Source organism: Cellulomonas sp. Leaf395 (assembly GCF_001424125.1).
In the GTDB taxonomy this organism is placed as follows: Bacteria; Actinomycetota; Actinomycetes; order Actinomycetales; family Cellulomonadaceae; genus Cellulomonas.
Genome location: NZ_LMQI01000003.1, coordinates 467,798 through 482,035 on the forward strand (window position 1 = coordinate 467,798; position 14,238 = coordinate 482,035).

Genomic DNA, 14,238 nt, shown 5'->3' on the forward strand with positions numbered 1-14,238 from the left:
CACAAGGGCCGACGCCGGCTGGCGCCGGCCCTTGTGCCGCGAACCTTCAGCCGTTGACGGTGGAGGTCTGCGACCAGTCACCCGCGCCGGCAGAGTTGAGGGCTCTCACCCTGAATGCGTACGACGCGTCCTCGTCGCCGGTGACCTGGGCAAGGATGCTGCGCAGGTTGGCGAACTGATCCAGATCCTGCGTGACGAACGTCTGTGGTCTGGCGCTCGCGGACACCGTGGCGATGGTCTGCCACTGCCCGTTCCCACCGTCCCACTGGATCTCGTACGACTCCGCCAGGGGGTCGTCGGCAACCCAGTCGACGGTGAACGTGCCCTCGTAGACGACGACCTTCGGCTCGGGGATGAACGAGCCGCCTACGGACAGCACCTGGCCATTGACGACCACGCTGGCGATCGAGGGCGCCATCGGGACCGCATGCGGTGCAGGAGCATGCATCGCGCCGGCGTAGGACTCGATCTCCGCCCGCAGCTCTGCCACCAGCGCCGCGTTCGTGGTGCGCCAGACACCGCCGGAGCTCGGTCGGAAGGACCAGTCCAGCTGGGCGGGCGGATTGGTCGTCATGTTCGGGTTCGTCGTCGTCGATCCCTCGGCCACCGTCACCCCGATGTCGAGCTTCGGGTCGAAGTTGCGCTCCGACGCCTCGTCCAGGACGTTCGGCTCGAGGCCGAGCGCCGCCTGCCTCAGTGACTGCAGATCCCTGGTGGTGAGGCCCGGCATGTAGTCCGACGGACTCCTCATCTGGTCGATGTTCGCGGGGAAGTCACCGTGCGTGGCGACCTCCCGCGTCACGATGAATCCAGGTGCGTCACCGAAGAAGTGGTTGAACCCCGCGTTGGCTGTGGGCGACTCGTCGGGGCCCGCAACGTAGTCGATCGCCTGGTGACCTCGGGCGTGACCCTGCCGGCTCCGGAGGAACGGGAAGTTCACGTTGTCGAAGATGTTGCCTTCCGCCCAGATCGTGGCGTTGTGTGCGGCTCCGATGCCGTACCCGGTGTGGCGGTCGAGGAGAACGTCGTGGTACGGATGCCCCTGAATGTTGTCGTAAAGGTTGTTGAACGCGTGGACCCTCCCGTTGCGAACACGAGGAGTCCTTTCATCGGTGCCCTGGAACCAGTTGTGGTGCAAGGTGCCGTAGTGGGCACTGATGGAGCCGGTGCCACCGCCGACCAGCATCACTTTGCTGCTCCCGGCGTAGTGGTTGTAGGCCACCGTGTAGTTTCGCGCGTTGTTGACGATATCCGTAGCCCCGTCGCCCTTTGCCTGGTCGGGGTCGGTGTTCGGGATGTTGAGGAACTTGTTCTGTCCGTAGCCGAACGTGTTGTTGTGCACCCACACGTTGGACGCCCTAACACCGGTGCCACCGCCATGGACCTCGACCGCGTCGTCGAAGAACTGGTCGAACGTCAGATTCTTGAGCTCCACGTTGTGCGCGCCGCCCGTCGAGATTCCCCAGCCGTAGATCACCGCATCGGGACCGACGCCCTCGAGGGTCACGTTGCCGTTCCCCGCACCGATAGTGAGCTTGCGGTTGTTGTTGAACGCCCCTGGGGGTACCTGGGCACCCGCCACGTCGGGGGTGGCGGCGACACGGTCGAACGCGCCGACCGTGCCGAGGAACCGGACGATCAGTGGAGTCCGCTGGTTTGCAGAACCCTCCCTGCCTGTGGCGAACAGATCGGCCGGCATGGTGGAGCTCATGTCCTCGTGCGTCACGTACACGATCTTGGCGGCGGGATCCACGCGGCCGTCGGGCAGGTAGCCGCCGACTGCACCGTCGAGCGCGAACTCGTGAGTGCCTTCAAAGCTGTTGACGTTCGACGGGACGAAAGCAGCGCCTTCTCGAGGGAATGCGCGAGTCTCCAGGTCCTTGAAGGTATGGACGACGGTCGACCCGTCGGCGCTGCGGATCTGGATCTCATACCGGCCCCGGGGCAGACCCGGTACGTCCGCCCGCCATGTGCCACGGTGATCGTCGACCTCGCGAACCAGTGGACTGTCGACTTCCTCCCAGTCGGCGAGCCAGCCCGCGAGGGGCGTGCCGTCCCGCCAGTCGTAGGCGCCCGTCGTCCTGACGTAAGCCCGGTACCCGTCGTCACCTGGATTCTCCGTCCAGGTGGCGAACGCGGACTCGAACCAGGTGCCGCTCTGCTTGGCGCCGTCGGCCGGCAATGCATTCGCCCCCGACGCGAGCGACACCACAACGGTGATCGCCAGCAAGAATGCGGCCAGGGCGTTGGTCCTCTTTGTCGTCGTCACTATCAGCCCTTCGTGCTGGGGGCAGGCTCCGCTTCATTGCGGTGACCTCATCGTCACGCAATGGACCCATGTGCCAAAGCAGCGTCGCGGTGGCACACGGTGGGACACGCCTTCACAATGGTCGGAAAGCGCTTTCGCAGAAACTAGCGCGACGCCCAGCCAGAGTCAAGGTCTACTTTGACCCCACCTACAGATCGCCCGGCGAGCCGCGCAATGAGCTCAGGAGTAGCCGCCCCGTTTGCCTCGACGTCGGACGGCGGGTTCCAGGTGCACGGCTGCAACGAGCTGTCGACACCAGGGACCTGCGGGCAGAAGAAGGATCGTCCCGATCCGGGCCAGACCATGGCCGTGCAGGTGGACGACGAGCCGCTCGTCGAGGAGCAGTGCCGCGCGAGCGAACTCGGTGTCGTCGCCCCGGACGGAGCAGCCGGTCGTGCCGAGTCGCGCTCCGTCGGTCCGCCGAGGTCCCGCGGCCCAGGCGCTACGCGGCCGTCGCGTCGTCGACGAGCGGGTATCCGGCGCGGCGCACGTGGTCACGGGCGTGCGCGACGGCGGCGGGGAGGTCGTCGAACAGGTGCTCGTGGTGGCGCAGCGCGTCGAGCACGCCGACGGTGCGGAACAGCTCGACGTGCCCGTCGCGCACGCCCTTGATGAGCACGGTGACGTGGCGGGCCTCGAGCTGTTGCACGATCTCGCTGAGCACGTGCGCGCCGGTGGCGTCGACGAGCTCGAGCTGTGACATGCGCAGGATGACGACGGTCACCCCGTCGAGCCCCGTGACCTCGTCGAGCACCCGGTCGGCGGCGGCGAAGAAGAGGGGACCGTCGATGCGGATGATGGCGATCTGCTCGTCGCCGCGCTCGGGAACGCCCGGCACCGGCTCGCGTGCGACGCCCGCCGCGCGTGCGAGGCCGCGCAGGGCGAACGCGCCCGCGACGACGACGCCGATGCCGACGGCGACGATGAGGTCGACCGAGACGGTGACGACGGCCGTGACGACGAACGCGGCGGCGTCGGCGCGGGTCGAGCGCAGGATCGACCGGGCCGTCGCGACGTGCACCATGCGCACGGCCGTCACCATCAGCACGCCGGAGAGCGCGGCCAGGGGGATGTGGGCGACCGGGCCGGCGACGACGAGGACCACGGCGAGCAGGACGAGGGCGTGCGCCACCGCCGAGACCCGGGTCCGCGCGCCGGAGCGGACGTTGACCGCCGTGCGGGCGATCGCCCCGGTGGCCGGCATGCCGCCGAACAGTCCCGCGGCGAGCGATGCCAGACCTTGGCCGAGCAGCTCGCGGTCGGGGTCGTACGCGCCGGTGTCGGTCAGGGATGCGGCGACCCGTGCGGACAGCAGCGACTCGATGGCCGCCAGCGCTGCGATGGTGAGCGCCGCGGGCAGGAGCACCTGCATGGTCGCCGGGTCCAGCTGCGGGATCGACGGGGCGGGCAACGTGTGCGGCAGGGCGCCGATCGTCGCGAGCGGGGCGTGCAGGGCCTGCGCCGCGAGGGTCGCGAGGACGATGCCGACGAGCGATCCGGGGATCCCCGGGCGCCACCGGGGGAGCAGCAGCATGCAGGTGGCCACGATCCCCACGGTGGCGAGCGACCACACGAGCGTGGCGGGATCGGCGTGCACCAACGAGGAGAGCGTGGACGCGACGATGGAGGTGTGCGGTCCCGACTGCCCTCCGGCGCCGGTCAGGGCGGGGACCTGCTGCAGGAAGATGATGACGGCGATCCCGAGCGTGAAGCCCTCGATGACGGGCCACGGGATGAACGACACGGCCCGGCCCAGCCGGGCGATCCCCGCGACGACGACCATCACCCCGGCGAGGAGCGTCACGAGCGCGATGGCCCCGACCCCGTGCGTCGCGACGATCGGCGCCAGGACGACGACCATCGCGCCGGTCGGTCCGGAGACCTGGACGTGCGAGCCGCCGAACACGGCGGCGACCACTCCGGCGACGATCGCGGTGATGAGCCCGGCTTCGGCGCCGGCGCCGGACGCGATGCCGAAACCGAGCGCCAACGGGAGCGCGACGATGCCGACGGTGAGGCCCGCGAGCAGGTCGGTGCGCCACGAGCGCGGCAGCTCGGCGTAGTCGGAGCGGCCCGGGAGCAGGCGCCGGACGTCCGCCCACAGACCCGTCATCGAGACAGTGCGGGCAGGCCCGCGACGTCGTCGAGCCTGGCGCCGTCGGTGGTCACGATGTCCACGAGCAGTCGACGGGCGACCGCGAGCAGCTCGGCGACCTCGGGGTGCGCGAGTCGGTAGTGGACGTGGCTCGCGCGCCGGTCGGACTCGACGAGGCGGTGGCGGCGCAGGACGGCCAGGTGCTGGGACAGGTGGGACGGCTCGAGGCCGGTCTGCGCCTGGAGCTCGGCGACGGTGTGCTCCGCGCCGTCGGCGAGCAGCTCGAGAAGGCGGATCCGCAGCGGGTGCGACAGACCCTTGAACAGGCCCGCCTTGACCTCGTAGAGGGGGCGCTGACTGCGGGAGTACGGCTGACTGTGCGGCATGATGAAATCATCATATCGCGTCGCTGCACGCTTGCCGACGACCATGGGCTCACCGCCGCGCTGAGCCCGCCACCGGTCCGAGTGCGTCTGGCGTGCCCAGGACCTGGCGCTCGGCCCGGGCGACGAAGGGTGACGTCATGGCCCGGACGAGCGCACCGTAGCCGAGGCGGAAGCGGAGCTCGTCGCCGACCGTGATCGGGTGGTCGCCGACGTCGAGGACCAGGTGGTCGCTGCTCATCCCGAGCACGACCATCCCCGGCGGCGGGAGGAGGCCGTCGAGATCGACGTCCTGGCGGCCGAGGGCCACGATCGCCTGGCGACGGGATCCCCCGCCGACGCGGGCCGGCGGTTCGCCGTAGGCGGCCTGCGCCTGGTCTCCCCAGGGACGGGCGGGCTTGTCGGCGATCTCGATGACCTCGCCGACCAGCGCGAAGGCTTTCGTGCTCAGGCCGTCGATCGGCGCGCGACGGAGGGGCTCGGTGCCGAGCAGGATCGCCTCGCCGAGGCGCAGCTCGTTGGTGCGATCGAGCCGGGTCGTCGTCAGTGCCCAGTCCAGGTTGGCGGAGTTGCCGCTGGAGACGACGTCGAGAGCGAGGCGGTGGTGCGCCTCGGTCCGGTCGACGAGCCGGTGCAGCACGCCCATGTTCGCGTCATCGGGCACGACCCCGTTCTGGCACGCCAGGTTGGCGCCCAGGCCGCGCAGCCGGAGCGACGGCGACTCCAGCACGACCTGGACCGCTGCCGCCACGTCGTCGACGGCGATGCCTTCGCGCAGGTCGCCGAGCTCGACCATCAGGATCACGTCGTGGCGGAGCCCTGCGTGCGTCGCGGCTGCGTCGAGGGCGGCGATGACGGCGGGTTCGGTGTTGAGGCTGGCGGTCGCGGTGCGGACCACGTGTGCCGCCTGGCTGAGCATGGGTGAGCGGATCAGGGTGCGCGGCACCGCTCCGTCTACGTCGGTCAGGCGAGCAAGGTTCTCGACCCGGGAGTCACCCAGGCCGACGGCTCCGCCGCGGAGCATCGCGGCAGCGACCCCGGGCGAGCCGAGGGTCGCTTTGGTGACCCCGAGGACCCGGACGTCGCGCGCGGCCAACCGGTCCACCAGGACGCGGGTGTTGTGCTCGACCAGATCGAGGTCGATCTCGATCCGTGGGGCGCTCACCCACGGATCGACGTGTGGGGTGCTGCCTTCGGTGCGAGATCGGGGAACGCGCGCAGGACCATGTCGACCAGGTCCTGGCCGGGCCGGGTCAGCGGGTCGGTGACGGGGAGGCCGAGGTCCTCCCGGTGGTCGTCGATGGACTGGTCGAGCTCGGCAGCGGTCATCGACTCGTGGTTGATGGTCACACCGATCACCCGGGTGTCGGCGAACGCCTCGATCAGCGCGATCTCGCTGGCCACGGTCGGCATCGGCATCATCGGGAAGTCCCCGAGCACCTGGCGCTTCGGGGCGTGCTGCACGATCACGCCCTGGGGGCGGCTGCCGCGGAGGATGTGTCCCGACGTCAGGTAGGCCGGGTGGCTGAGCGAGCCCTGCCCCTCGACGACGATCACGTCGGGGTCCTCGCCCTCGAACGCGGCGACGACCTGGTGCTCGACCTCGCCGGAGCAGAACTGCGGGACGAGGGCGTCCAGGGCGACGCCGTACTTGCCGCCCTGGATCAGGGTCGTCTGGCCGGTTCCGACCATGACGGCCTTGATCCCCTGAGCGTTCAGGGCCTGGACCAGCAGCGTCGCCGTGGTCCGCTTGCCGATGGCGCCGTCGGTACCCAGCACCGCGATCCGGGGGCAGGTCACGTCGAAGATCCGACCGGAGAACAGGTGCAGGTCCCGCGTGTCCTTCGGGCGGCGCACGTCGGTGATGGTCACCCCGGCGAGCAGGGCGGCGGCGACGAACTCGGCGTCGTCGTTGAGGAACTCGTGCAGGCCGTTGATGACGTGCATGCCGCGGGCGATGCCGTCGAGCAGCACGATCCGCTGCGCTTCGGACAACAGTCCGTCGGCCGGTGCGAGGCCGCAGATCAGGTAGTCAGGGACCGGGCCGGCGTGGGCGACGGCCTCGCTCAGCGTGGCGACGATGGGGATGCCGTTCGGGGTCCCGTCGAGGAACGTCCCGGCGTCTGCGCCCGCGCACCTGCTGTCGATGACGCTGAGGATCTCGTACTTCTCCGAGTGCCGGACCAGACCGTTGCCGGTCTTGCCGTCCTGCTCCCCGAACTGGCCTTCGCAGTAGACGACCGCGGTCGTGCCGACCGGGAGGGCGAAGGGCTCGGCCGGAACGGCCTCGGCGAGCTCCTGCCAGGCGTGCAGCGGCGACGAGCTGTTGGTGAGCGCAGACATGTGGTCCCTCTGAGAAGGCTCAGAGGAGGCGACGGGATCGTGGCCGGGCGATGAGCCCAACGGTCAACGAGTGGTCTGCACTGAGTGCCGGCAAGGTTGCCGACAGCCCGAGGGTAGCCGCTCGTCACCGACACACGTGCATCGCGGCCGGCGAACGCCGCCTGTGCTTCGATCGACGCACGCCCGAGGACGCCGCCCGCCCTCACCTCAGACGAAGGATGCATCGCGATGACAGAGACGCTCGTCCTCCCGTTCGGGGCTGCCCCCGTGCCGTCGAGCGACGCTGATGTCGAACGTCGGGTCACGCCTCTGCTGGCGTCGCGCAGCCAAGCGTCCGAGGTCTCGGCGGTGTCCGTGCCGCGGCTGAGATCGACGGTGCCGACATCGCGTCCCTCCGGCGTCGACGCCACCGGTGTCACGGTTCACGACCTCGGGCCGGGGAGCTTCTCCAGCCGCACGACGATGGCCTTCGACACCGGGGTGTTGCTGCCGAGGGCGGTGCTGGCCAGCGGGATCAGCACGTTCGCCTCGGGGAAGTACGCGGCGGCGCAGCCTCGTGAGGTCGGGTAGAGCACGACGCGGTAGTCGCGGAGCGACCGGTCGGGTTCGCCGGGCCACTCGCTGTGGATGTCGACGCGGTCGTTGTCCGCGAGGCCCAGCTCGAGGAGGTCGTCCGGGTTCACGAAGACGACGTCACGCCCCCCGCGGATGCCCCGGTAGCGGTCGTTGAGGCTGTACATCGTGGTGTTGAACTGGTCGTGGGAGCGGATGGTCTGCAGGATGAGCCGGCCGGGCGGGCACTCGACGGGGACGAGCTGGTTGACCGTGAGCATGGCCTTGCCGGTCGCCGTCGGGAAGGTCCGGGAGTCCCGCGGGCCGTTGGGCAGGACGAAACCTCCGGAGCGACGGACCTGTCGGTTGAAGTCGCCGAACCCGGGCACGACGCGGGAGATCGCGTCGCGGATGGTGTCGTAGTCGCGCTCGAAGCCGGCCCAGTCGATGGGACCGTCGTCGCCGAAGACCGCGCGCGCGAGCCGCGTGACGATGGAGACCTCCGACAGGAGCATGTCCGAGACGGGTGGCAGGGGTCCGTGGGTCGCGTGGACCGCGCAGACGGAGTCCTCCACGGAGACGAACTGCGGACCGGTCTCCTGGAGGTCGACGTCGGTGCGCCCGAGCGTCGGCAGGATGAGCGCTTCGGCACCGGTGACCACGTGCGAGCGGTTGAGCTTGGTGGACACCTGCACGGTCAGGTCGGTCCCGCGCATCGCGGCCTCGGCCGCCGCGGTGTCGGATATGGCCGCGACGAGGTTGCCGCCGAGCGCGAACCAGACCTTGATCTCGCCCCGCTGCATCGCCTGGATCGACTGCACGGAGTCGAGACCGTGCCTGCGCGGCGGTTCGAACGAGAACTCGGCGCCCAGGGCGTCGAGGAAGCTGTCGGGCATCCGCTCCCAGATGCCCATGGTGCGGTCGCCCTGCACGTTGCTGTGCCCGCGGATCGGGGAGGCGCCGGCGCCGGGCTTGCCGATGTTCCCGCGGAGCAGGAGGAGGTTGATGATCTCCTTGATGGTGTCGACGCCTTTGCGGTGCTGCGTCAGGCCCATGGCCCACGTGATGATCACGCGGTCGGCGGCGAGGTAGCGGTCGGCCAGCTGGTCCATCTCCTCGACGCTCAGGCCGGTGGCCGTGAGCACCTCGTGCTCGTCGAGCGTGGCGAGGTGGGACCGGAGCTCGTCGAGACCTAGCGTGTGCTCCGCGAGGAACTCGTGGTCGAGCACGGTCCCCGGGTGACGGTCCTCCGCCTCCAGGACGCGCCGCGAGATCCACTGCAGCAGGGCCATGTCGCCGCCGCTGCGGATCTGCAGGAACTGGTCGGCCAGGTCGCTCCCGCGGCCGAGGATCCCGCGGACGGTCTGCGGGTTCTTGTAGCGGCGCAGCGCTGCCTCCGGCAGCGGGTTGACAGAGACGATCGTGGCGCCGTGCCGCTTGGCGTCCTCGAGCGCGGTCAGCATGCGGGGGTGGTTCGTGCCCGGGTTCTGCCCCATGACGATGATCAGGTCGGACGCCGCGAAGTCGTCGTAGGCGATGGTCGACTTCCCGATGCCGACGGTGGCGAGCATCGCGGTGCCCGTCGACTCGTGGCACATGTTGGAGCAGTCGGGCAGGTTGTTGGTGCCGAAGGCGCGCACGAACAGCTGGTAGACGAACGCCGTCTCGTTGGCCGTGCGGCCGCTGGTGTAGAACGCGGCCTGGTCCGGCGACTCGAGCCCGCGCAGCGTGTCCGCGATCAGCTGGAACGCGTCGACCCAGCTGATGGGGACGTAGTGGTCGCTGCCGGCGGCCTTGTGGACCGGCTCGACGAGCCTGCCCTGCTGGCCCAGCCAGTACTCGGACCTCTGCAGCAGGTCCGTGAGGGAGTGCTCCGCCCAGAACGTCGTCGGGACCGTCGCCGTGGTGGCCTCCCACGCGACCGCGCGGGCGCCGTTCTCGCAGAACTCGACCCGCCCGCGGTGGGCCGGGTCCGGCCACGCGCAGCTCATGCAGTCGAAGCCGTCCTTCTGGTTCACCTTGGTGAGCAGCTTCAGCGCACGGCTCGGGCCGAGTCCGTCGAGCACGTAGCCCATGGCACTGACGACGGAGGGAAGCCCGACGGCCCACGCCTCGGGTGGACGGACGGTCAGGCGAGGGTCGCGAGCCATCAGGCGTGCACCCGCGCCTGCACGCTGACGCGCTCCGGCTTGGAGTACACGACCATCGACGACCCCCGCAGGAAGCCGACGAGCGTGATCCCGGACTCGTCCGCGAGGTCGACGGCCAGGGACGACGGCGCGGAGACGGCGGCGAGGACGGGGATGCCCGCCATGAGCGCCTTCTGGGTGAGCTCGAACGACGCGCGACCGGAGACCATGAGCACGGTGCCGCGCAGCGGCAGGCGGCCGTTGGTCAGCGCCCACCCGACGACCTTGTCGACGGCGTTGTGGCGACCGACGTCCTCGCGCAGCACGAGGAGCTCACCCGTCGCGCCGTCGAACAGTCCGGCGGCGTGCAGCCCGCCTGTCCGGTCGAACACCTCCTGGCGCTCACGGAGCAGGTCGGGGAAGGTCGCCAGGAGGTCGGCGGGCAGGACGAGACCGTCGTCGTCGACCGTCCAGTGCGAGTGCGTACGAACGGCGTCGATGCTGGACTTGCCACAGAGTCCGCACGACGACGTCGTGTAGAAGGAGCGCTCGAGGGACGGGTCCGGTGCGGGGACGTCCTGGGCGAGCGTGACGTCGAGGACGTTGTAGGTGTTCACGCCCTCGTCGGTCGCGCCGGCGCAGTACCGCGCCGCGACGACGTGCCCGGTGGCCGTGACGACGCCTTCCGACACGAGGAATCCCCCAGCCAGCTCCACGTCGTGGCCCGGAGTCCTCATGGTGACGGCGAGCGAGCGTCCGTCGACGCGGATCTCGAGGGGCTCCTCGGCGGCGAGGACGTCCTCGGCCCGGCGAGCGCCGCCGTCGAGGTCGATCCGCGTCACCCGTCGACGGACCGCGATTCTCTGCATGCCCCACTATCGCGCGTCGCCAGGCTCGCCGGGGGAGGGTCGCCGCGTCGCCGGCACAGCCGGAGGGCGGTGTCAGGAGTCCAGCGCGACGTCTCTGCTGGCGAACTCCACCACGGCGGCGGCGGTCCCCTCGGCGGCGGTGTGCTGGACGAGGTGGCGATGACCCGGGATCTCGACGAGCGACCCGTCCGCGGCGACGGCGGTCAGCTCGTCGCACCACCCCCGTCGGGCGATGGGGTCGTCGGTGCCGCGGATCACGAGGGTCGGCGCGACGACGTCCCGCAGGCGCTCGTCGGTCCGGTACGCCAGCAGCGGCGTCAGCTCGGTGAAGTACCAGCGCGGACCGCACCGCACGTAGTCCCTGAACGTCAGCGCGTTGCCCGACGGCGGCTCCTTGAGCGCGTCGCGTGCCAGGTCGAGGACCTGGAGGTGGGGTCGTGCGCGGCGGGGGTCGATGGCGGGGCCGATGAGCACCAGGCGCGCGACGAGCGCGGGTCGTCGTGCGGCGAGCTCCGTCACGAACTGGGCGCCCATGGAGTGGCCGACGAGCACCGCGGCGGACACGCCGAGAGCGTCGAGCGCGCCGCCGAGCGCCGCTGCGCCGTCGGCGATGGACATGCGCTCCGAGGGTCGCCTCGTGCCGCCGAACCCGGGCAGGTCGACGGAGTGCACCGTGCCCGACTGCGCCAGCGCGCCGTGCAGCCGCGCGAGGTATCGGTGGGACATCCCGATGCCGTGCACGAGGACGAACACGGGCTCACCGGGCGCGCGGTACGAGCTCTGAACCGTGAGCTCGTACCCTCCGACGTCGACGGTCCGGGTGACGCTCGTGGGCTGGGCGTTCGTCGCGGGGTGGGTCATCGGTCTCCGGTCGCCGAGGGCAGCCCGGTCGAGGGGCCGCCTCAGTATGCGGGCGAGAGGGCGCCGCAGCCTGCCGTCACCTCCTCCAGCCGTTGCTCGACCAGGGCGAGGGCGACGCGTGAGGATGGTCCACATGACCGCCTACTGGATCAACACGTTCCGCTCGATCAGTGACCACGAGCGAGTCGAGCGGTATGCCGAGCTGGCTGCTCCGGTGATGCGGGCGGCAGGTGGCCGGTTCCTCGCCCGTGGCCTTCCAGCCACCGCGTTCGAGTCGGGACTTGTCGAGAGAACCACGCTCATCGAGTTCGACAGCGTGTCGGATGCGGAGGCGGCGTACCTCAGTCCCGCTTATCAGCAGGCGCTCGAGGTGCTCGGCGACGCGGCGGTCCGCGACATCCGCATCATCGAGGGCACCACGTGACGCGTCCCGCCGAATGACCCCGTGCGCAGCGACACCAGAGTCACTCCGGTGCGCGGCCACCGCGGGTGGACGTCTGGGGTCGACGCGTCCCGGGTTCCGGCGGAGGCTGGGTCGGTGCCCAACCGCCTCGCGTCCGCGACGAGTCCGTACCTGCTCCAGCACGCCGACAACCCGGTCGACTGGGTCGAGTGGGGTGACGCGGCCTTCGCGGCAGCGGCCGGACGGAGCGTGCCGGTGCTGGTCTCGGTCGGGTACGCGGCGTGCCACTGGTGCCACGTCATGGCGCACGAGTCGTTCGAGGACCCGGCGACCGCGGCGTTCATGAACGAGCACTTCGTGTGCGTGAAGGTGGACCGCGAGGAGCGGCCCGACGTCGACGCCGTCTACATGGCGGCGACGCAGGCGATGACGGGGTCCGGCGGCTGGCCGATGACCGTGTTCACGACACCGACGGGGGAGCCGTTCTTCTGCGGCACGTATTTCCCGCCGCGCCGGGTGCGGGGGATGCCGTCGTTCATGGAGGTCCTGGCGAGCGTCGCGGCGGCGTGGACCACGCGCCGGGACGAGGTGGAGGCGAGCGCCGGGATCATCGCGGAGGCGCTCGCCGAGCGACCAGGCGGTCCGGCGGAGCCGGTCGTCGGGTACGAGGAGGTCGTGGACCGCGCCCTCGCGGGACTGGTGACCACCTTCGACCCCCGTGGTGGCTTCGGGGGCGCCCCGAAGTTCCCGCCGTCGATGGTGCTGGAGTGGCTGCTGCGCCACCATGCGCGCACGGGGGACGTGCGGGCGCTCGGGATGGCGGAGGCGACGCTCGACGCGATGGCTCGCGGCGGGATGTACGACCAGCTGGCCGGCGGGTTCGCCCGTTACTCGGTCGACGCGGCGTGGGTGGTGCCGCACTTCGAGAAGATGCTCTACGACAACGCGCTCCTGCTGCGGGTGTACGTGCACTGGTGGCGGGCGACGGGGTCGTCGCTCGCGCACCGCGTCGCGACCGAGACCGCGCAGTGGATGCTCGACGAGCTGCGCACGGTCGAGGGCGGGTTCGCGTCGTCGCTCGATGCGGACAGCGAGGGGCGTGAGGGTGCGTTCTACGCCTGGAGCCCCGCGCAGCTGCGGGCGGTGCTGGGCGACGACGACGGGGACTGGGCTGCGGACGTCCTCGGCGTGAGCGACGAGGGCACGTTCGAGCACGGGACGTCCGTGCTCCAGCGCCGCGCCGATCCGGAGGACACCGGTCGGCTCGACGACGTGCGCCGGCGGCTCCGGACGGACCGGGAACGGCGACCGCGCCCCGCGCGCGACGACAAGGTCGTCTCCGGGTGGAACGGCCTGGCGGTCGCGGCGTTGGCCGAGGCCGGTGCGCTGCTGGGCCGACCCGAGCAGCTCGACGCGGCGGCGACGGCAGCTCGCTTGGTGCTCGAGACGCACGTGCGCCGTGCGCAGGACGGGTCGGCGCGGTTGGTGCGGGCCTCGCGCGACGGCGTGGCCGGAACGGCGCCCGGCGTGCTGGAGGACTACGCGCACGTCGCCGAGGGCCTTCTCACCCTCAGCGCGGTCACGGGCGACCCGGCGTGGTTCGAGGCTGCCGGGGAGCTGCTGGAGACGGTGCTGGTGCACTTCGCCGCCGCGGACGGTGGCCTGCGGGACACGGCCGACGACGAGACCGACGCCGTCGTCGGGCGGATCCGCGTCCTGCAGGACCCTGCCGACGGCCCTACGCCGTCCGGTCCGGCGGCGGCATCGGGGGCGCTCCTGACGTTCGCCGCGCTGACCGGGTCGCTACGGCACCGGGAGGCCGCCGACCGGGCCCTGCAGGGTCCCCTCCGGCTCGCGGCGCGCTACGCCAGGGCGGCCGCCGGGGCGCTCGCGGTGGTCGAGGCTCTCCTCGACGGACCGCGGGAGGTCGCCGTCGTCGGGAACCGGGACGATCCGGCGACCCGCGCCCTGCACGCCGCGGCGCTGCGATCGACGGCCCCGGGGCTGGTGGTCGCGACGGGCGAGCCCGGCGGCGACGGTCCGGCGCTGCTCCACGACCGCCCGCTCGTCGGCGGCGTCCCCGCCGCCTACGTGTGCCGCGGATTCGTGTGCGACCTGCCGACCACGCGCCCGGACGCGCTCGCCCGTCAGCTCGGGCGGTGAGCCGAAGCCGTCCGACATCTGAGATTGCTTGACAGCATGTGGACGAGTCCGCACACTCGTGACATGTCCACCACCAGCATCGTGCGATCCGTCGACGTCATGTCGACGCGCCGGTGTCTGTGTCGAATGTGT

The 14,238-nt window shown here is 71.0% G+C and carries 10 protein-coding genes; 2 read left to right on the forward strand and 8 right to left on the reverse strand.

What is annotated here, in order from left to right; genetic code table 11:
- Window positions 1-46 precede the first annotated feature (46 nt).
- From ASG23_RS10065 to ASG23_RS10100, 8 genes are all read right to left on the reverse strand, one after another.
- Window positions 47-2,269, reverse strand: a complete 2,223-nt coding sequence (locus ASG23_RS10065; protein ID WP_157465609.1) for a pectate lyase family protein — start codon at window positions 2,267-2,269, stop codon at window positions 47-49.
- 481 nt (window positions 2,270-2,750) lie between these two features.
- The gene (locus ASG23_RS10070; RefSeq protein WP_056023850.1) at window positions 2,751-4,421 is read right to left on the reverse strand and encodes a SulP family inorganic anion transporter; all 1,671 of its coding nucleotides are present in this window, start codon (window positions 4,419-4,421) and stop codon (window positions 2,751-2,753) included.
- On the reverse strand, window positions 4,418-4,789 hold the full coding sequence (locus tag ASG23_RS10075; RefSeq protein ID WP_056023853.1) for an ArsR/SmtB family transcription factor: 372 nt from the start codon (window positions 4,787-4,789) through the stop codon (window positions 4,418-4,420). The genes ASG23_RS10070 and ASG23_RS10075 overlap by 4 nt, the downstream gene beginning before the upstream one ends.
- Window positions 4,790-4,838: 49 nt before the next feature.
- Window positions 4,839-5,951, reverse strand: coding sequence for an alanine/ornithine racemase family PLP-dependent enzyme (locus ASG23_RS10080; protein ID WP_056023856.1), 1,113 nt, complete (start codon window positions 5,949-5,951; stop codon window positions 4,839-4,841).
- Complete coding sequence (locus ASG23_RS10085; protein WP_082516046.1) at window positions 5,948-7,129, reverse strand: DUF1611 domain-containing protein; 1,182 nt, start codon at window positions 7,127-7,129, stop codon at window positions 5,948-5,950. The genes ASG23_RS10080 and ASG23_RS10085 overlap by 4 nt, the downstream gene beginning before the upstream one ends.
- Before the next feature lie 422 nt (window positions 7,130-7,551).
- Window positions 7,552-9,831: an FdhF/YdeP family oxidoreductase gene (locus ASG23_RS10090; RefSeq protein WP_056023859.1), complete on the reverse strand. Its 2,280-nt coding sequence runs from the start codon at window positions 9,829-9,831 to the stop codon at window positions 7,552-7,554.
- Window positions 9,831-10,679, reverse strand: coding sequence for a formate dehydrogenase accessory sulfurtransferase FdhD (gene fdhD / locus ASG23_RS10095; RefSeq protein ID WP_056023862.1), 849 nt, complete (start codon window positions 10,677-10,679; stop codon window positions 9,831-9,833). Before fdhD ends, ASG23_RS10090 begins: the two co-directional genes overlap by 1 nt.
- A gap of 72 nt (window positions 10,680-10,751) precedes the next feature.
- Window positions 10,752-11,540: an alpha/beta fold hydrolase gene (locus ASG23_RS10100; RefSeq protein ID WP_056023864.1), complete on the reverse strand. Its 789-nt coding sequence runs from the start codon at window positions 11,538-11,540 to the stop codon at window positions 10,752-10,754.
- Between the two features lie 133 nt (window positions 11,541-11,673).
- On the opposite strand from ASG23_RS10100, the gene ASG23_RS10105 reads away from it, so the two are divergent.
- Together ASG23_RS10105 and ASG23_RS10110 are read left to right on the forward strand one after the other, a co-directional pair.
- A complete protein-coding gene (locus tag ASG23_RS10105) occupies window positions 11,674-11,964 on the forward strand; it encodes a DUF1330 domain-containing protein (protein WP_056023867.1) in 291 nt (96 codons plus the stop codon).
- A gap of 114 nt (window positions 11,965-12,078) precedes the next feature.
- Complete coding sequence (locus ASG23_RS10110; protein WP_056024572.1) at window positions 12,079-14,106, forward strand: thioredoxin domain-containing protein; 2,028 nt, start codon at window positions 12,079-12,081, stop codon at window positions 14,104-14,106.
- Window positions 14,107-14,238 lie beyond the last annotated feature (132 nt).

Bases quoted from the DNA above. Each gene is read 5' to 3' on its own strand.
- ASG23_RS10070 (WP_056023850.1), bottom strand. From the start codon at position 4,421: ATGACGGGTCTGTGGGCGGACGTCCGGCGCCTGCTCCCGGGCCGCTCC.
- ASG23_RS10075 (WP_056023853.1), bottom strand. From the start codon at position 4,789: ATGCCGCACAGTCAGCCGTACTCCCGCAGTCAGCGCCCCCTCTACGAG.
- ASG23_RS10085 (WP_082516046.1), bottom strand. From the start codon at position 7,129: ATGTCTGCGCTCACCAACAGCTCGTCGCCGCTGCACGCCTGGCAGGAG.
- ASG23_RS10090 (WP_056023859.1), bottom strand. From the start codon at position 9,831: ATGGCTCGCGACCCTCGCCTGACCGTCCGTCCACCCGAGGCGTGGGCC.
- fdhD (WP_056023862.1), bottom strand. From the start codon at position 10,679: ATGCAGAGAATCGCGGTCCGTCGACGGGTGACGCGGATCGACCTCGAC.
- ASG23_RS10100 (WP_056023864.1), bottom strand. From the start codon at position 11,540: ATGACCCACCCCGCGACGAACGCCCAGCCCACGAGCGTCACCCGGACC.
- ASG23_RS10105 (WP_056023867.1), top strand. From the start codon at position 11,674: ATGACCGCCTACTGGATCAACACGTTCCGCTCGATCAGTGACCACGAG.